We start from the raw sequence: 18,089 nt of genomic DNA, 5'->3' as shown, positions 1-18,089 counted from the left end.
TTATGGTGCCAAATACTGGAACGATTGTGCGGGTGTGCGGCGTTGCAGAAGCGCCCGCCCGGGGGGCGGTCGGGCGCTCGCGCGGCGGCGTGCAAGCACGCCTTGAGTCCGCGCAAGGGGACTGCACCTTGACTGTTCGCTCAAGGCCAGCAACGTTCCCCGTCAGCATCAGGCACGTTTTGTCAGGTGTCGAACACTAGCCGTGCCGGTCGATCAGGCGGCGCGCGGTGGCGGCGAGCGTGACATCGCTCAGGTCGGGCAGGGTAAGCGTGGCATCCGCGCCGGTGCGGGACATGCGCGTGTAGCGCGGGTCGTAATGGGTGCGGATCAGGTCCTCCACCAGGGCGGCGAAGGCCCCGTCGGTTGCCAGCGCGCGCCACGCTTCGACCTGCGCATGGCCATGATAACGCACCAGCCGGGTCAGGATGCCATCGAGCCGATCGGGATCGGCAATCAGATCCGCATATTCGCTGAGAATATGGCCGACGCGGGCGGTCATCGGCGCGGCGATGCGCAGGCTTTGGGCGCATTTCATCGCGGTGGTGAGCGCGGGTGGCAGGGTGATGCGCCCGATGCGCGCGCTTTCGGCCTCGACAAAGACCGGGCGGGCCGGGTCGAGCGCGGCCACACGCGCCGCAAGCGTGCTCTCGAACGCCTTTTGCGAGGGTTGCGCCGCGCCCATGAGACCAAAGAGCGAGCCGCGATGCCCCGCCAGCGCCTCGAGATCGAGCACCTGCGCGCCCGCCGCCTCGAGATGGGCCAGAAGCCGTGTCTTGGCGGTGCCTGTGCCGCCGTCGATCAGCACGACCGGGCAGGGCAGGGGGCTGTCGTAGAGGGCTGCGACCACAAGGCGGCGATAGCTGCGATATCCACCCTCGATCACATCCGCCCGCCAGCCGATCTGTTGCAGGATCGAGGTGAACGAGCCGGACCGCTGCCCGCCGCGCCAGCAATAGACCAGCGGACGCCAGCCGCCCGGACGATCCGCAAGCGGGCCTTCGAGATGGGCGGCGGCATTGCGCGCGACCAGCGCGGCACCGATCTTGCGCGCAAGAAAGCGGTCCTGCTGGACATAGATCGTGCCGACGCGGGCGCGCTCGGCATCCGACAGGACCGGCAGGCTGATTGCGCCGGGGATGTGATCCTCGGCATATTCCGACGGCGCGCGCACGTCGATGACCTCGTCAAAGGGCAGGGCGGCGAGCTCTGGAAGGCTGCTGAGACGGACGGGCATGGGCGGGACTTTGCAATGGATATGCGCCTTCCATGCCCGCCGCGCGCACCGGGCGCAAGGGGCCGTGGCGGCCTTGCTGCCGTCACCGCGCTTGTCCCGGCGCGTGGCCCTCCTATCTTGAGGCCAAAGACGCGGGCGGGGCGGCAGGCGCGCCCGACATGGCGCGGCCCTGACATCGCCCGGACTTCCTTGACGTGAAGGAGACACAGAGATGGTCATGATCACACCCACCCGCCGGACCGTCCTTGCCGGGGCGGCGGCGCTCGCGGCCACCGGCCTCATGGTGCCCGCTCAGGCCAAGGGGCTGGCCCCCACGCGGACCATGCGGGGCGGGGCCAACAACTATCTGCCCGGCGCGCCCATTGTCGAGCGGATCGGCGGCGGCGGCTTCTGGATGAGCGGGACCGTGCGGCGTGCAGGCGACGGCGCGCCCTTGCCCGGCCAGCGCATCCAGATCTGGGCGCACACCACCGAGGGGCACGAGCGCGACCCCCACAGCCACGGCGCGACGCTGACCGATGCGAATGGCGTCTTTCGCCTCGAGATGCCGCAGATCGTGCCGGCCTTCGGCCAGCCTCACGCGCATCTGGCCTATGACAGCGGCGCGTTCGAAACGGTGTTCCTGCGCCCGGTCATGGCCAGCGCGCGCGACACGAGCCTGACGGCGGATTTCGTGCTCATGCCTGTCTGAGGCGATGGCGGCGGGTCGGGCAGTCCTGATCTGGGCGGCACTGGTCGTGGCGGTGGCGGCACCGATCGCGGTGACCGCGACAAGCCCGCTGCTGGCCTGGCGCGATCCGGTCTATGTCGCGGCGGGCTTTGCCGGGGTGGTGGCCATGGCGCTCATGTTGCTGCAACCGCTCCTGGCGGGGGGCTATCTTCCGGGGCTTGGGCCGGGGCGCGGGCGGCGGGTGCACCGGCTGATCGGCGTGGCGCTGCTGGTCGCGGTGATCGGCCATGTGGTCGGCCTCTGGATCACAAGCCCGCCCGATGCGATCGACGCGCTGCTTCTGCGCTCGCCCGCGCCCTTCGCGCCCTGGGGGGTGATTGCCATGTGGGGGGTGTTTGCCGCCGCGCTGCTGGCGCTGGTGCGCACGCGGTTGCGCCCTCGGGTCTGGCGGCTTGGCCATGGCGGCATCGTGGCGCTTGTCGTGGTCACAAGCGCGGCCCACGCCCTGCTCATCGAGGGGACCATGGGCACCGTGACCAAGGCCGTTCTCTGCGCTCTCACCGTTGTCGCCACCGCCAAGGTGCTGAGCGATCTGCGTATATGGCGGCTGCTGCGGCGCCGGGGCGCATGACCGGGGGGCCTTCGGCCCCCCGTGTCCGCGTCAGGCGCGGCGGCGGCGGCTTCCGGCGCGGCCACCGGTGCGGGCCTCTTCACCCGGCTTGGGGGGGGCCTTGTTGAACTTGATCCAGTTGCCGCCGTGGGGATCGTTGTTCATCAGGAAATTGGCGGCCATGATCGCCTCCATCTCCTTGCCCGGGCGCGCCTTGGTGCTGCCCAGACCGAAAAGCTGGCAGAAGGTCTCGTCATCCATGTCCTCGGGCAGGATCAGACCGGTCGCCGCCACTTCGGCCTTTTTCGCGGCAATCTCGGCCTGTTTCACCGGCAGGGCGATGGGGTTCATGATGGCGCTTGTCATGCCCGCGCCGATTGCCATGGGCAGGAAGGCGTTGTTGATGCCGTGGCGATTGGGCAGCCCGAAAGACACGTTCGACGCCCCGCAGGTGGTGTTGACGCCCAGTTCCTCGCGCAGGCGGCGCACCAGCGTGAACACCTGAAGCCCCGCCGTCGCCATCGCCCCCACCGGCATGACCAATGGGTCGACCACGATATCATGGGCCGGGATGCCGAAATCGGCGGCGCGCTCGACGATCTTTTTTGCCACGGCAAAGCGCACGTCCGGGTCCTCGGAAATGCCGGTGTCGTCGTTGGAAATCGCCACCACCGGCACGTTGTATTTCTTCACCAGCGGCAGCACGTATTCAAGCCGCTCCTCCTCTCCCGTCACCGAGTTGAGCAGTGGACGGCCATGCGCGGCCTTCAGCCCCGCCTCCAGCGCCGCGGGCACGGAACTGTCGATGCAGAGCGGCAGATCGACCAGCCCCTGCACCAGCTCGATCATCCGCGTCATCAAGGGCGGTTCGGTCTCGTTGGGGTTGGGGTTGGAGTTGTAGACCACGCCCGCGTTGATATCGAGCACGGTCGCGCCAGCGGCAGCCTGCGCGATGGCATCCGACTCCACGGTCGAGAAATCCCCCGCCTCCAGTTCGGCCGCGAGCTTCTTGCGCCCCGTGGGGTTGATGCGCTCGCCAATCACGCAGAACGGCTCGTCAAAGCCGATGATCGCGGTCCTGGTCTTGCTCTCGACGATGGTGCGGGTCATGGTCTATCCTTGTTTGCTGGCGGGCACACCGGAGGCGCCGCCGTTGTCGATGGCCCATTGGGCATTGGCCTTGATCCCGCCAAGCGGGAAGAAATGCACGCGCTCGATCAGGCTCTCGGGGTTGTCGGCCTTGTGCGCGGCAAGCGCCGTCAGAACCTCGGTCGGCTCATAGGGTAGAAGCAGCTTGGAGACATCCATGGCGCGCTTCTGGAGCACCTTGAGCGACGGCCCCACACCGCAGGCAATAGCGAATTTGATCAGCGTCTGCAATTTCGCAGGCCCCGCGATGCCGATATGGATGGGCAGGCGGATACCGGCCGCGCGCAGGCCTTCGGCCCATTTGACAATGGGTCCGGCCTCGAACGCGAATTGCGTGGCCAGCGCCATCTCGGCATCGGTCGTTTCCGAGAATTTCTGTTTCCAGTGCAGCGCGTCCTCGACGTTTTTCATGCCGCCATCGGGGTCGATATCGCGGTTGCCCTCGGGGTGGCCCGCGACGTGCAGCCGCTTGAAGCCGGCCTTCCCGAACTCACCCGACTCCAGAAGCTGCATGGAGGAATGGAAATCGCCATGCGGCGTGGCCACGCCACCTGCCAGAAGCAGCGCCTGCTCGACCCCCGCCTCGCCCTGATAGCGCGCGATCCAGTCCCGGAGGGTGGCCGCGTCCTTGATGATGCGCGCCGGGAAATGCGGCATGACAGGATAGCCCTCGCGCGAAAGGCGCTTGGCGGTGGCGACCATGTCCTCGATCGGCGTGCCCTCGATATGGGCGATATAGACGCGGGTGCCGCGCGGCAGCAGCTCGCGGAAATCCTCGACCTTCTCGGCGGTGCGCGGCATCACCTCGATGGAATAGCCCTCGAGAAAGGCCTCCACCTGCCCGTTCGCCGGGGTCGTCGTCTCACGCCGTCTGAAATTCAAAAGTGCCATCGCGGCCTCCCATAGCGATCCGGGGCGCATTCATGCCCAGCCATCATTGGCGATCAGCGCCTTGAGGCGGTCCTGATCGTAGTGGGCATCGATCCTTGCGGCCTCGGCACGGGCCACCTCGTCCTGATCCCCTTCGACGGCATAGGGCTCGGCCTTGCGCCACTCCGCAAGATAGGCGTCGGTGTCCGCCGCGCCCGTCTTCATCGCGGCACGGTCGATGGCCTGCTCGAAACGCTCGGGCAGTTGCACCTTGGCGCCACGGCGCCCCTTGCCGACGATGACCTGCGCGGGAATATCCCGCCAGTAGACGATAGTGACATCAACCATGGCCGATTCCTTTTCCGTGCCCCTCAGTAATCCACCACCCGACGCGCGCGGTGTCGGATTTCGACGCAAAGGGATCAAGCAGCGACGCGGGCAATCTAACCGCGCTGCGCGGGCGGGGCCATGGCGCGGGATCGGAAAATTTCTCAAGATCATCATGGGCGGCGCGTTTCTTCTGCGCGCGCAATGAAAAACCGGACAAGGCGGTCTGCCTTGCCCGGTTTGTCCTGTCGTTTGGGGGGCTCAGGCCTCTTCGGCCTCGCCCTCATCCTCGTCCTCGCCCTGCGAGCGCAGCGCCGAGGGGGCGGAAATGTTGCAGATCACGAAATCGCGGTCCTTGATCACCGGCTCGGCCCCTTCGGGCAGATCGATCATGCTGATCGTGACCACATCGCCGACCCGCTCGATCTTGGACAGGTCCACGGTCAGGTGATCGGGGATGTCGCCCGCCAGCACGTTCAGTTCGACCTCTGGGCGCACCACGGTCAGCACGCCGCCCTTGCGCAGGGCCTTGCAGTCCTCCGCGTTGATGAAATCGACATGGATGAACAGGTTGATCCGCGTGGTGCGGCGCAGGCGCATGAAATCGACATGCGTCGGCAGGTCCTTGACCACGTCGCGCTGCACGTCGCGGCAGATCACGCGCACATCCTCGTGGCCATCGACCTTGAGGTTGAAGAGCGTCGATTTGAACCGCCCCTTCCTCAGCCGCTTGAGCAGCACGTTGAACGGCATTTCGATCGGCAGCGGGTCGCGGTCCCCGCCATAGACGACACCCGGAACCATGTTCGCACGACGTGCTGCCCGAGCGGCGCCCTTGCCCGTCCCCGTGCGTTCCTGGGCGTGAAGATCAGGAATTTCTCCAGCCATGTTTTCTCTCCTTGGCAAAAGCGGGATGCCTCCAAGGCTGTCACCCCGCATGAAGCCGTGCGCATACCCCAAGCCCGCCCGCTTGGAAAGGGGCAAAATACCCGTGGCCCGGCTTCATCGTTCCATAAATACTCACTTTGCGCCGCTTGTGGCACTCACGCCCAGTCGCCGATGAAGCCCTTGGGGATGAGCAGCACATCGCGGTCCAGATCATGCACGTCGCGCCGCCCGCAAAGCCCCATCGTGGTATCGAGTTCCTTCCGGATCACCTCAAGCGCGCGGGTCACACCCGCCTCGCCCATGGCACCGAGGCCATAGACAAAGGAGCGCCCGATATAGGTGGCCTTGGCACCGAGGCTCAGCGCCTTGAGCACGTCCTGGCCCGAGCGGATGCCGCTGTCGAAATGCACCTCGATCCTGTCGCCCACGGCCTCGGCAATCTCGGGCAGGGCGCGGATGGCCGAAAGCGCGCCGTCAAGCTGCCGCCCGCCATGGTTGGAGACGATGATCGCATCCGCGCCGACGTTGAGCGCCTCGCGCGCGTCGCGCACATCCATGATGCCCTTGATGATGAGCGGGCCGTCCCACATCTTGCGAAAGACTCGGATGCGGTCCCAGTCGAGCGCCTGATCGAAGGCCTCCGCCGTCCAGGAGGAGAGCGAGGAGGGATCTGTCACGCCCTTCGCATGACCCACGATATTGCCGAAGCTGCGCCGCTTCGTGCCCAGCATGCCAAGGCCCCAGTGCACCTTGGTCATCATGTTGGCGATGGATTTCACGGTCAGCTTGGGCGGGGCGGAAAGCCCGTTCTTGAGGTCCTTGTGCCGCTGCCCGAGCATTTGAAGATCGACCGTGATCATCGCCGCCGAGCAGTTGGCGGCCTTCGCGCGGTCAAAGAGGCGCTGCATGAAATCGTCGTCCTTGAGCGTGTAGACCTGGAACCAGAACGGCTTTTCGGTGTTCTCCGCCACGTCCTCGATGGAGCAGATCGACATCGTCGAGAGGGTAAACGGCACACCGAATTTTTCCGCCGCGCGCGCCGCCTTGATCTCGCCATCAGCGTGCTGCATGCCCGTGAGGCCCACGGGCGCAAGGCCCACCGGCATCGTCACCTGCTGCCCGATCATCGTGGTTGCCAGATTGCGGCCCGTCATGTCGATGGCCACGCGCTGTTTCAGCCGCAATTGCGCGAAATCACCGGTGTTCTCGCGGAAGGTCTGTTCGGTCCAACTGCCCGATTCCGCGTAGTCGTAGAACATCTTCGGCACGCGGCGGCGATAGATCTTCTTGAGATCGTCGATATTGGTGATGACGGGCATGGACGGCACTCCGGACATTGGCAAGACGGGCTTATCAGCGCCGGGGCGCGCGCGCAATCTCGGGTGCACGGGCGGGGAGCGTGCCTGTTCTCAACTCCCCAGAAGCGGTTGCGCTTCGCGCAGGGCAGTATAGGTCAGAAGCGCCATGCCGATCGGGGGGGCCTGGAGGGTCAGTGTCAGCCCCAGCGTCACGATCGTCAGCCGCATCGGCACGGAGGCGACGGCCGGCAGTTTACCCGCGTCCATGGCCCCTGCCGCCCAGCCGCCGCCCGCGGCGCGCGCGCGACGCTCCCGCGCAGCCGCCATGACCTCTTCCGAGAGGGTCGGCGCGCTTGCCCCGAGCAGGTCGAAACAGCGATCCATGAGGGTGCTGCCCACCGGGCGAGATGCCGGACCGCGCAGGATTGCATCATAGGGCAGATAGGCTTTCACTCGCTCCACGGCGCGGTTCAGCAGCACCGAATAGGCCACGGCATCAAACCCGGGGGTCTTCTTGCGGGCAGGCGGTCCCACGGCGATGACGAGGTAATAAGGATGATCCGCGCGCGCGGGCGGCAACCAGCCAAGTGCGATGCGCACGCGCTCGCGGTCGATGAGCGCGACATCGTTCCCGTCCCAGGTCAGGCGCCGCACCTGTGTGGCCAACTCGCGCGAGGCGATGTCGAATTCCTCGACGATGTCGGGAAAGTCCATGTCCGGGGGGGCGTGGTATTCAAGCGCGGCGATCTCGCCAAATTCCTGCCTGATCATGGTTCTTGGCCTCTTGGCTGATGTGCTCGTTGCTCGATGACATTTTGTTCAACCGTTTACAGACCAGACTTGGTGACACTCTTGCTGTCGGCGCCACTCAGCGCCGGTCGATCTGCGCCGCCATGATGGCGATTGCCTTCTGATAGACACCGGCGGCATTCCATTGCTGGATCGCCGCGAAATTCGGCTCGCCTTCCTGATAGCCCTGACCGGGCTGCCAGCCCTTCTGGCGCAGGAAATTCGCGGTCGAGGCCAAGGCATCGGCGAGGTTGTAGAAATCCACCCGCCCGTCGCCATCGGCATCGACCCCGTAGCGCAGCGCATTGCCGGGCAGGAACTGGGTATGTCCCAACTCGCCGTGGCGCGCGCCCTTGGTCGCCCCGGTGATCGCGCCCTGATCCACCAGTTTCAGCGCGCCGATGGCATGGGGACGGAAGAAATCAGAGCGGCGGCAATCATAGGTCAGCGTCACGATGGCCGAGACCACGGAGGTGTCGCCCATGAATCCCCCGAACGCGGTCTCCATCCCGTGAATGGCGATGAGCACGCCGGCGGGCACGCCGTATTGCCGTTCCAGCGCGTCGTAGAAAGCAGCGTCGCGCGCGCGCCGCTTGCGCCCCTGCGCCACGATGGTCGAGGCCCCGCGCACCTCCATGAACTTGTCGAGGCTGTAGCGAAAGCTCTTCTGATTGCGGTCCGCCGAGATGGTGCGATGCGCGTATTGCGCGGCTTGCAGCGCTGCGAGGCCCTGCGCGCCGACACCCTCGGCTGCCGCCTCGCTTGCGAACACGGCCCGCCAGGCATCGAAGCCCTGCGCCGTGTCCCCGCAGGGCGCGGCCTGCGCCGCCCCTGCCGCGAGCACGAACAAGGCCAGAATGCCGGATCGTCCGCCTCTGCCCAACCCGATGAACATGAAAAATCTCCCCTTACCCCTCAACGCGCGATCAGTGTAACGCCATGGCCCCTGCGGGCAAGCGCCATTGCCCGTCCGCACCGGGAACGCATGGGTGCCTGCGCGGTCATGGCAATATGGTCTGCACAACGCCGGCCGCCTGAGCGATCTGACCCGTGGCGCTCAGCACCATGAACGTCCCGGTGAGCGCCGTCATCTGCGAGGCCAGCCGCAGGTTCTCGCCGCGCAGCAGGTTCACGATGGCCAATCCCACCGCCACGGGCAGCGCAAAGAGCCCCAGCGTGATCGTCATCATCCAGACGGCAAGACGCATGGGCGCGGTTTTTTCCCGAATGGACTCATGCTCGTCGAGGATCGCCGGATCCGGCTCGGGGTCGCGGAACGCCGCGCGCAGCGCGTCGAGGCGCGAGGGGTCCTCGTCCGACGACGAGCCACGGGGCATGGTCTGCCGCAGCGCGGCATAGGCGGTTTCCACATCCGGCAGCCGCTTGGCCCGCCGCCGAACCACGGGTGCCACGCGCGCGGGAACGGGCAGGGCAGCGGTTCCCGCCACCGCCGCACGGAACTCTGCGCGGGTCAGCACCGCGTCCGGGTCGGTCCACTGCACGAAATCGGGTGCAAGAACGCCCTGCATATCCGCCAGAAGATGGGCAATCACCGCCTGCATGCGCTTGGGGTCCGGGGGCGGAAGCCCCTTGTCGCGCAAGAGCGTCAACAAAATCCGTTGCTGGGCCGGCGTGTCGGTGCGCGCCACATGGCACGGGCCTGCGATCTTCAGCCGACAATCGAAATCCCCGGTGCGGATCACCGCAAGCTCTTCGGTGAGACAGCGCCGTTCGAGCACGCGCGCGCCGAGCCGCTCAAGCGTTTCTCCCACGCGGCACACCATCGCCGCCATGTCGAATGTCCTGCTACCCAGGAATACTAGCCCAGCCGTAACCGTGTGAATGGAACTGGTCATGGTGGTATCCGTTTCTGTTGATCGGTCTTCCTCGGGGATCAACCTGACCTGGAAACGGGGAACCAGTTTGTTTCAAATCGGATAACATTGGGGCAATCATCACGATACCGCGATTTTGGTTCCGCCCTGGCGACAACACAACCACCCAAGGAAAAGGCGCCCCGGTGCGGGACGCCTCATGGTTGTGCTCTGTGGCCGAAATGTGACTGTGACCGCGGGTCAGCAGCTATAATACATCCCAAACTCGACCGGATGCGGCGTGTGCTCGAACTTGTGCACCTCGTCCATCTTGAGCGCGATATAGCCTTCGATCTGCGCCTTGGTGAACACATCGCCCGCGAGCAGGAAGTCGTGATCGCGGGCCAGCGAGTCGAGCGCCTCGCGCAGGCTGCCGCAGACCGTCGGGATGTCCTTCAGCTCTTCGGCGGGCAGGTCGTAGAGGTTCTTGTCCATCGCCTCGCCCGGATCGATACGCGACTTGATCCCGTCAAGCCCCGCCATCAGAAGCGCGGCAAAGGCCAGATAGGGGTTGGCCGCCGGATCGGGGAACCGGGCCTCGACGCGCTTGGCCTTGGGGCTTTCGGTCCACGGGATGCGGATGCAGCCCGAGCGGTTGCGCGCCGAATAGGCCCGCAGAACCGGAGCCTCGAACCCCGGCACCAGCCGCTTGTAGCTGTTGGTGGTGGGGTTGGTGAAGGCGTTGAGCGTCTTGGCGTGCTTGAGGATGCCGCCGATGAACCAAAGCGCCTCCTGGCTCAGATCGGCATATTTGTCGCCCGCGAAAAGCGGCTTGCCGTCCTTCCAGATCGACATGTTCACATGCATGCCGCTGCCGTTGTCGCCATAGATGGGCTTGGGCATGAACGTCGCCGACTTGCCATAGGCATGGGCCACGTTGTGGATGACGTATTTGTATTTCTGGATCTCGTCGGCCTGCTTGACCAGCGTCCCGAAGATGAGGCCAAGCTCGTGCTGGCAGGACGCCACCTCGTGATGGTGCTTGTCCACCTTCATGCCCATGCGCTTCATGGTCGAGAGCATCTCGGCGCGCAGGTCCTGGGCGTCATCCACCGGGTTGACCGGGAAATAGCCGCCCTTGAGCCCGGGACGGTGGCCGGTATTGCCGGTCTCGAACTCGGCATCGCTGTTCCAGGAACCGTCAACGGCATCGACCTCGTAGGACACCTTGTTGATGGTGTTCGAGTAGCGCACATTGTCGAAGAGAAAGAATTCCGCCTCGGGGCCGAAATAGGCAGCATCGCCCACGCCCGACGCCTTGAGATAGGCCTCGGCCTTCTCGGCGGTGCCGCGCGGGTCGCGCTCATAGGGCTCACCGGTATCGGGCTCGACCACCGAGCAATGCACGCAGATGGTCTTTTCGGCGTAGAACGGATCGACATAGGCGCTTTCGGTGTCGGGCATAAGCTTCATGTCGCTGGCTTCGATGCTTTTCCATCCGGCGATGGAAGAGCCGTCGAACATGAACCCTTCCTCGAGGAAATCCTCATCCACCAGATCGGCCACGACCGTCACGTGTTGCAGTTTGCCACGCGGATCGGTGAAGCGGATGTCGACATAGTCGATCTCCTCGTCCTTGATCTGCTTGAGGAGCGCGTCTGTGCTCATGGAAAAATCCCTTTCTTCCTTGGGGTGTGTTCAGAGCGCGTCCGAGCCGGTCTCGCCGGTGCGGATGCGAATGGCTTGCTCGACGGGGCTGACGAATATCTTGCCATCCCCGATCTTGTCGGTGCGCGCTGCGTCGATGATCGCCTCGATCGCGCCTTCCACCTGATCGTCGTCAACCACCACGTCGATCTTGACCTTGGGCAGGAAGTCCACGACGTATTCGGCCCCGCGATAAAGCTCGGTATGGCCCTTCTGGCGGCCGAACCCCTTGACCTCGATGACCGAAAGGCCCTGGATACCGGCCTCCTGCAGGGCCTCCTTCACCTCGTCGAGCTTGAAAGGCTTGATGATCGCCTCGATCTTTTTCATCGTCCGGGCCTCCTGCGCCATGTCTTGACGTGCCTCAGACCACTTCCCGCGCGGGGCGACAATCGGCTAGGCTGATTTTCGGGCAGGGTTTTGGACGGGTGGCGAACATATGCACAATAATTATGCAATATGCCCTTCATTTGGGCAAAATGGAATCGCGGGGACAGGACCATGGCCGAATTGCTGACCGCCGCCCAGATGCGCGCCATCGAGCGCGCCGCCATCGAGTCGGGTGCGGTCACCGGGCTGGAGTTGATGGAACGCGCAGGGCGCGGTGTGCTCGGGGCCATATTCGAGCACTGGCCCACTCTGGCGCAGACCCCGCACAAGGCGGTGGTGCTCTGCGGTCCGGGCAACAATGGCGGCGACGGGTTCGTCGTGGCGCGATTGCTCAAGGAATGGGGTTGGGAGGTTTCCGTATACCTTGAAGGCGTGCCTGCAAAACTGCCGCCCGATGCGAAGGCGAATTACGAGCGGTGGGTGGCAATGGGGACCGTCGAGGACCTTGGATGCGCTCCGCGATTTGCGCATGAGGCGGATCTGTTTGTTGATGCGCTTTTTGGCACGGGCTTGCGGCGGCCTCTGGAAGGGGCGGCGCTGGCATGGGCCGCCGAGCGGGTTTCCGACCCTGACGCACAGGCAAAAACCGTGGCCGTGGATATGCCCTCTGGCCTGTGCAGTGACAGTGGACGGGACTTGCAAGCGGGCACCGGGACCGTTCTGGCGGCGCTTACCGTGACCTTCCATGCGCCCAGGCTGGGCCATTTTCTCGGCTGGGGGCCGTTCAAATGCGGTCGCATCGCGGTCGTTGACATCGGGTTGGAGAAGAGGGCGGGGGCAGAGGTCGCCCGGCTGGTTGCTGCGCCTTGTCCCGCTCTTCTGGGCAAGCCAGAGGTGGGTCACAAGTACAGTCACGGTCACGCCCTTGTCCTTTCGGGTGGGGCGGGCAAGACCGGCGCGGCGCGGCTTGCGGCGCGCGGGGCGCTTCGGATCGGCACGGGCGCTGTGACGCTCGGCGTGCCGGGGGCGGCGCAAATGGAGGTCGCGGCGCAGATCACGGCGGTGATGTTGACAAGGATCGAGGATGGCGGGGCGCTTGGCGAGGTGCTCGAGGACGCGCGCATCACCGCGCTTTGTCTGGGGCCGGGCTTGGGTGTCGGAGAGCGCGGCCGGGCATTGGTCAGGGCAGCATTGGAGCCGCGCGGGTCTCACCCACCCTGCGACGGCCGGTCGGTCGTGCTTGATGCGGATGCGCTGACGCTCATCAGTCGCGATGCGACCCTCTTCGCGATGCTCCACGAGCGTTGCGTCCTGACGCCACACGCCGGAGAGTTCGCGCGCCTTTTCCCCGATATCAGCAAGCGGCTCCGTCAGGAGCCGTCGAGCGGACCGGCCTGTTCCAAGGTGGATGCGACGCGCGAGGCCGCCAAGCGGGCGGGATGTGTCGTGCTGTTCAAGGGGGCCGATACGGTGATTGCGGCCCCATCGGGGGCGTGCAGCATGAACTCGGCCCATTATGACCGAGCGGCGCCCTGGCTTGCAACGGCGGGATCAGGCGACGTTTTGGCGGGGTTCATCGTGGGGCTTCTGGCGCGGGGCGTGTGCCCGATGCAGGCGGCGGAGGCTGCCGCCTGGCTCCACGTTGAATGTGCGCGATCCTTCGGGCCGGGTCTCATTGCCGAGGACCTGCCCGAGGCATTGCCGAAGGTGCTGCGCGATCTTTAGGCGCGCCGCCGCCGGGTGCGGCGTGCGGGGGCCGTATCGTCGCCAGTGCCGTCGCCCGCCGAGGAAAACGCGCCGAGCGCCTCGGTGATCTGATCGAGCGTCGGGCGCGGGCCGCGCGGGCGCTCTTCCAGCGCCGCGCGCATTTTCGACAGGTGTTCGGGCATGGTGCCGCAGCAGCCGCCGATGATCGTCGCCCCCGCATCGCGCGCCAGAACGGCATATTCGGCCATGAGGTCCGGCGTGCCGTCATAATGGATATGGCCGTCGTGGTATTTCGGGATACCGGCATTGCCCTTGGCGATCACGGGCCGCTCCGTGCCCTGCGCGGCAAAGCCCAAGACGGTGCGCAAGAGGTCCGACGCCCCCACGCCGCAATTGGCCCCGAAGGCCAGCGGCGGATTGGCCAGCTTCTCCACCAGCTTCGCCAGTTCCTCGGAGGTGACGCCCATCATTGTGCGCCCCGCCGTGTCGAAACTCATCGTGCCGCACCACGGCATTCCGGCCAGCGCAAACGCCTCGGCAGCGGCGCGGTATTCCTCGGGCGCGCTGATCGTCTCGAGCCAGAGCACATCGGCCCCGCCTTCCTTGAGGCCCTCGGCCTGCTCATGGAATATCTCCACCGCCAGGTCATGGGTGAGCGCGCCCATGGGTGCCATGATCTCGCCCGTCGGCCCGACGGAGCCCGCCACGATCACCGCCCGCTCGCAGGTATCGGCCACCTCGCGCCCGATCTCGGCGGAGATGCGCGACAATTCGCGCGCGCGCCTTTGCGCGCCATGCAGTTTCAACCGCGCGGCATTACCGCCAAAGGAATTGGTCAGGAACAGGTCGCTGCCTGCGTCCACCGCGCCCTTGTAGAGCGTGCGGATACGGTCGGGGTGTTCGTCATTCCACATCTCCGGCGCATCGCCCGATTGCAGCCCCATGTTGAAGAGGTTCGTTCCCGTCGCGCCGTCGGCGAGAATCCAGTCGCGGGAGGCGAGCATCTTGGTCAGCGCGTCGGTCATATCGGGGGTTCCCTGTCTCAAACAGACCTGACCCTTGCCCGCGCGCGCGGGCAAAGGCAAATGCGAAATCTTCATGTAAATGGTGAGGCGCGTTTGAATGAATCGCGCCGCAGCCCCTCAGACTTCCTTGACCAGTTGCCCCTTGGCCACCAGCAAAAGCTCTTCCATCTTGGCGCGGATCGTGTCGGCATCGGCGATATCGCCCAGATCGCCCGCCACCTTGCGCACCACATCCTCGTGACCCGCTTCCTCGAAATCGGATTTCACGACTTCAAGCGCGTAGGTATTGGCGTCCTCGCCGGTCTTGCCCAGCAATTCCGCAGCCCAGAGCCCCAGAAGCTTGTTGCGGCGGGCCTCGGCGCGGAACTTCATTTCCTCGTCATGGGCGAACTTGTTCTCGAACGCGCTTTCGCGGTCATCAAAGGTGGTCATCGGGCCGGTTCCCTTGCACTGGTTGGCATCGCCCCCGATATGCCGTCTGTGCGCCCCGAGGGCAAGGGGCAGGGCGGTCTTGCGACACCTTGCGACAGGGCGGGGCTTGCACTATGAGAGCGCATCGAGGCGGCGTGTCCGCATCCCACCCCCAGCGACGGAGTTTCCATGGCACGGCGCAAGAAAATATACGAAGGCAAGGCCAAGGTTCTCTATGAAGGGCCCGAACCGGGCACGATCATCCAGTATTTCAAGGACGACGCCACCGCCTTCAATGCCGAGAAGAAGGCCGTGATCGAGGGCAAGGGCGTGCTCAACAACATGCTCTCGGAATATTTCATGACCGGGCTGAACACCATCGGCGTGCCCACGCATTTCATCCGCCGGATGAACATGCGCGAACAGCTTGTGCGCGCCTGCGAGATCATCCCGCTGGAGGTGATCGTGCGCAACTATGCCGCCGGTTCCATGGCCAAGCGTCTGGGCATGGAGGAAGGCACGCAATTGCCGCGCCCGATCGTCGAATATTGCCTCAAGGACGACAAGCTGGGCGATCCGCTGGTGACCGAGGAACATATCGCCGCCTTCGGCTGGGCCAGCCAGCAGGACATGGACGATGTCCTCAGCCTCGCGCTGCGGGTCAATGACTTCCTGGCCGGTGTTATGTATGGCGTGGGCATCAAGCTTGTCGATTTCAAGATCGAGGTGGGCCGCGTCTACGAGGGCGATTTCCAGCGCCTGATCGTGGCCGATGAAATCAGCCCGGACAGTTGCCGCCTGTGGGACATCAAGACCGGGCAAAAGCTCGACAAGGACGTGTTCCGCCGCGATCTTGGATCGCTGACGGATGCCTATACCGAAGTGGCGACCCGCCTTGGTGTCATGCCAAAGGGTGCCACGCCGATGGCGCGTCCGACGCTGATCAACTGAAAGGAGACCGCCGATGAAAGCCCGCGTGCATGTGATGCTCAAGACCGGCGTTCTCGACCCGCAGGGCGAGGCGGTGCGCCACGCGCTTGGCCAGCTTGGTTTTGACGGCGTGCAGGGCGTGCGTCAGGGCAAGGTGATCGAGCTTGATCTGGCCGAGACCGACGCCGACAAGGCCCGCGCCACGGTCACCGCGATGTGCGAGAAGCTGCTCGCCAACACGGTGATCGAAAGCTATTCGGTGGACGTGGCGTAAGGCCGCGTGGTCGACATCTGAAAGATGGTGCCCAAGGGTGATGCGGCTTGCCATGCTGAACAAAGCGGTGTGGCAAGCGTCGCGAATGGCCTGAATCTGACATTGGTGGAGCCGCGCGAGGGCCCGACCGCGGGTGGGCGCTGCTCGGGCTTTGGTGGGCGCTTTATGGTGCCAAATACTGGAACGATTGAAGGGATTTTGACGTTGCAGAAGCGCCCGCCCGTCACGCCGGAGGCGTGCCGATTACAAGCGGCGCACCTTCGGTGCGACGGGGCGGTCGGGCGCTCGCGCGGCGGCGTGCAAGCACGCCTTGATTCCGCGCGGGGGTTACGTGACGGACGTCCCCGTCAGGCCATCAACGTTCCCCTCGCGCAGCATCGCACCCCTTGTGTCAGGCGTGAAATACTACCCCGTCAGCAGCGCCTCGGCCGCCGCGCGCGCCTCGGGGGTGATCCGCTCGCCCGAGAGCATCCGCGCGATCTCGTCCACGCGCGCAGGGCCGGTGAGGGCGCGCACGGTCGAGAGGGTGACATCCCCCTCCACCCGCTTTTCCACCCGCCAGTGATGCGCCCCGCGCGCCGCCACCTGCGGTGAATGCGTGACCACCAGCACCTGACCGTCTGCCGCGAGACGCCCGAGCCTGCGTCCGACCGCATCCGCCGTGGCACCGCCGACACCCCGGTCGATCTCGTCGAAGATCATGGTCAGGCCCGCATCCGGCCCGGCAAGACAAAGCTTGAGCGCCAAAAGGAAGCGGCTCAACTCGCCGCCCGAGGCGATGCGGCTGATCGGCCCCGAGGGCGCGCCGGGATTGGTGGCGACGGTAAAGCTTACCATGTCGCGCCCCTGCGGCCCCGGCTCGGCCCCCGTGATCTCTGTGGTAAAGATCGCGCGCTCCATCTTGAGCGGGGCAAGCTCTGCCATCACCGCGGCGTCAAGCCGCGCCGCGGCTTCATTGCGGGCCTCGGTCAGCGTCGTGGCCGCCTCGTCATAGCGCCGCGCCGCCGCGTCACGCGCCGCGTGCAGCCCCGCCAGATCGCCTTCGCTCGCATCGAGCGCCGCAAGCCGCGCGCGCAATGTGTCCGCAAAGCCCGCCAGATCATCGGGCATCACGCCATGCTTGCGCGCCAGCCCGCGAATGGCAAAGAGCCGCTCTTCGCAGCTTTCCAGATCGAGCGGGTCGAAGTCGAGCGCGTCGAGTGCCTGCGCCGTCTCGCGGCCTGCCTCGTCAAGCTCTACCAGCGCGCGCGTCAGCGCCGCAAGCGCCCCGTCAAGCCGCCCCTCGGCCTTTTCCGCCGCGCCGTCGAGCCAGCGGAGCGCCTCGCCCGCCGCGCCCTCGGCCCCCTCCGGGCCAAGCGCCTGCGCGGCGCGGACGATGTCCTCGCGGATACGTCCGGCCCCCTGCATCCGGCGGCGGCGCGTGTCGAGGTCGGCCTCCTCTCCGGGCTGCGGATCGAGCCTGTCCAGTTCTCCGACCGCGTGGCGCAGGAAGTCCTCCTCGGCGCGGATCCCGGCCAGCTCCGCCTCCGCCGTGTCGAGCGACTTCTGTGCCGCTGCGCGCGCACGCCAGGCCGCGCGCACCGCCGCGCGCGCTTCCTCCAGAGCGCCGAAGGTATCGAGCATGTCGCGATGCCCGCGCGGATCGAGCAGGCCGCGGTCATCGTGCTGGCCGTGCAGTTCCACCAGCGTCGCCGATAGCTGTCGCAGCACCTCGCCCGAGACGCGGCGATCGTTGACCCACGCGGTCTTGCGCCCGTCCGCACCGTTCACCCGGCGCAGGATCAGGTCATCCTCATCGGGAAGCCCCGCCTCGACCAGAACGGCGCGCGCCGGATGATCGGGGCCCAGCACGAATTCGGCAACCACCTCGCCTCGCTCGGCCCCGGTGCGCACCAGATCGGCCCGCCCGCGCCAGCCCAGCACGAAGCCCAGGCAATCGAGCAGGATGGACTTGCCCGCGCCGGTCTCGCCGGTCAGCACATTGAGGCCCGGCCGGAAGCCAAGCTCCAGCCGGTCTATGATGAGCATGTCGCGGATATCGAGCGCGCGCAGCATC

At 65.9% G+C, this 18,089-nt stretch carries 19 protein-coding genes; 5 read left to right on the top strand and 14 right to left on the bottom strand.

From position 1 onward, the window contains the following. Positions 1 to 196: 196 nt before the first annotated feature. On the bottom strand, positions 197 to 1,234 hold the full coding sequence (gene mnmH / locus ABIE57_RS13860) for a tRNA 2-selenouridine(34) synthase MnmH (protein ID WP_354539621.1): 1,038 nt from the start codon (positions 1,232 to 1,234) through the stop codon (positions 197 to 199). A gap of 217 nt (positions 1,235 to 1,451) precedes the next feature. Between mnmH and ABIE57_RS13855 the strand changes: the two genes are divergently transcribed. Then, entirely contained in the window at positions 1,452 to 1,925 is a 474-nt protein-coding gene (locus tag ABIE57_RS13855) for a peptidase associated/transthyretin-like domain-containing protein (protein ID WP_354539680.1), read from the top strand. A gap of 4 nt (positions 1,926 to 1,929) precedes the next feature. Next, positions 1,930 to 2,535 (top strand): ferric reductase-like transmembrane domain-containing protein, encoded by a 606-nt coding sequence (locus ABIE57_RS13850; protein WP_354539620.1) that lies wholly within the window; start codon positions 1,930 to 1,932, stop codon positions 2,533 to 2,535. 30 nt (positions 2,536 to 2,565) lie between these two features. Here ABIE57_RS13850 and ABIE57_RS13845 read toward each other — a convergent pair whose 3' ends face one another. The 10 genes from ABIE57_RS13845 to ABIE57_RS13800 all read right to left on the bottom strand — a co-directional run bounded on the left by ABIE57_RS13845 (position 2,566) and on the right by ABIE57_RS13800 (position 11,686). Next, positions 2,566 to 3,624 (bottom strand): methyltetrahydrofolate cobalamin methyltransferase, encoded by a 1,059-nt coding sequence (locus ABIE57_RS13845; RefSeq protein WP_354539619.1) that lies wholly within the window; start codon positions 3,622 to 3,624, stop codon positions 2,566 to 2,568. Between the two features lie 3 nt (positions 3,625 to 3,627). Further along, positions 3,628 to 4,554, bottom strand: a complete 927-nt coding sequence (locus ABIE57_RS13840; protein ID WP_354539618.1) for a methylenetetrahydrofolate reductase — start codon at positions 4,552 to 4,554, stop codon at positions 3,628 to 3,630. 30 nt (positions 4,555 to 4,584) lie between these two features. Then, positions 4,585 to 4,881, bottom strand: a complete 297-nt coding sequence (locus tag ABIE57_RS13835; protein ID WP_354539617.1) for a virulence factor — start codon at positions 4,879 to 4,881, stop codon at positions 4,585 to 4,587. Between the two features lie 240 nt (positions 4,882 to 5,121). Beyond that, positions 5,122 to 5,748, bottom strand: a complete 627-nt coding sequence (locus ABIE57_RS13830; RefSeq protein ID WP_354539616.1) for a 50S ribosomal protein L25/general stress protein Ctc — start codon at positions 5,746 to 5,748, stop codon at positions 5,122 to 5,124. Between the two features lie 155 nt (positions 5,749 to 5,903). Then, on the bottom strand, positions 5,904 to 7,067 hold the full coding sequence (locus ABIE57_RS13825) for an alpha-hydroxy acid oxidase (protein ID WP_354539615.1): 1,164 nt from the start codon (positions 7,065 to 7,067) through the stop codon (positions 5,904 to 5,906). A 90-nt stretch (positions 7,068 to 7,157) separates the two neighbouring features. Further along, the gene (locus ABIE57_RS13820) at positions 7,158 to 7,817 is read right to left on the bottom strand and encodes a hypothetical protein (protein ID WP_354539614.1); all 660 of its coding nucleotides are present in this window, start codon (positions 7,815 to 7,817) and stop codon (positions 7,158 to 7,160) included. A 97-nt stretch (positions 7,818 to 7,914) separates the two neighbouring features. Then, positions 7,915 to 8,730, bottom strand: a complete 816-nt coding sequence (locus ABIE57_RS13815) for a lytic murein transglycosylase (protein WP_354539613.1) — start codon at positions 8,728 to 8,730, stop codon at positions 7,915 to 7,917. 106 nt (positions 8,731 to 8,836) lie between these two features. After that, positions 8,837 to 9,691, bottom strand: a complete 855-nt coding sequence (locus tag ABIE57_RS13810) for a hypothetical protein (RefSeq protein WP_354539612.1) — start codon at positions 9,689 to 9,691, stop codon at positions 8,837 to 8,839. 219 nt (positions 9,692 to 9,910) lie between these two features. Continuing rightward, a complete protein-coding gene (gene glnA / locus ABIE57_RS13805) occupies positions 9,911 to 11,317 on the bottom strand; it encodes a type I glutamate--ammonia ligase (protein ID WP_354539611.1) in 1,407 nt (468 codons plus the stop codon). A 30-nt stretch (positions 11,318 to 11,347) separates the two neighbouring features. Then, positions 11,348 to 11,686 carry a P-II family nitrogen regulator gene (locus ABIE57_RS13800; protein ID WP_354539610.1) on the bottom strand — a complete coding sequence of 113 codons (339 nt, stop codon included), beginning with the start codon at positions 11,684 to 11,686 and terminating at the stop codon, positions 11,348 to 11,350. 171 nt (positions 11,687 to 11,857) lie between these two features. Between ABIE57_RS13800 and ABIE57_RS13795 the strand changes: the two genes are divergently transcribed. Continuing rightward, complete coding sequence (locus ABIE57_RS13795) at positions 11,858 to 13,411, top strand: NAD(P)H-hydrate dehydratase (RefSeq protein ID WP_354539609.1); 1,554 nt, start codon at positions 11,858 to 11,860, stop codon at positions 13,409 to 13,411. Here ABIE57_RS13795 and bmt read toward each other — a convergent pair. Further along, positions 13,408 to 14,418, bottom strand: a complete 1,011-nt coding sequence (gene bmt, locus ABIE57_RS13790; RefSeq protein WP_354539608.1) for a betaine--homocysteine S-methyltransferase — start codon at positions 14,416 to 14,418, stop codon at positions 13,408 to 13,410. The two genes, ABIE57_RS13795 and bmt, sit on opposite strands and share 4 nt — an antisense overlap. 117 nt (positions 14,419 to 14,535) lie before the next feature. Further along, entirely contained in the window at positions 14,536 to 14,850 is a 315-nt protein-coding gene (locus tag ABIE57_RS13785; protein WP_354539607.1) for a DUF1476 domain-containing protein, read from the bottom strand. Between the two features lie 168 nt (positions 14,851 to 15,018). Between ABIE57_RS13785 and purC the strand changes: the two genes are divergently transcribed. Next, positions 15,019 to 15,780, top strand: coding sequence for a phosphoribosylaminoimidazolesuccinocarboxamide synthase (purC, locus tag ABIE57_RS13780; protein ID WP_354539606.1), 762 nt, complete (start codon positions 15,019 to 15,021; stop codon positions 15,778 to 15,780). A gap of 13 nt (positions 15,781 to 15,793) precedes the next feature. After that, entirely contained in the window at positions 15,794 to 16,033 is a 240-nt protein-coding gene (purS, locus tag ABIE57_RS13775) for a phosphoribosylformylglycinamidine synthase subunit PurS (RefSeq protein ID WP_354539605.1), read from the top strand. Between the two features lie 405 nt (positions 16,034 to 16,438). Here the strand turns inward: purS and recN are convergent, their stop codons facing one another. Beyond that, complete coding sequence (gene recN / locus ABIE57_RS13770; RefSeq protein WP_354539604.1) at positions 16,439 to 18,088, bottom strand: DNA repair protein RecN; 1,650 nt, start codon at positions 18,086 to 18,088, stop codon at positions 16,439 to 16,441. Position 18,089 lies beyond the last annotated feature (1 nt).

It is taken from the genome of Roseovarius sp. MBR-6, assembly GCF_040547525.1.
Classification (GTDB): domain Bacteria; phylum Pseudomonadota; class Alphaproteobacteria; order Rhodobacterales; family Rhodobacteraceae; genus Roseovarius.
Note: the sequence above shows the minus strand (reverse complement) of the source record. Positions and strands in the feature narration are given on the sequence as shown.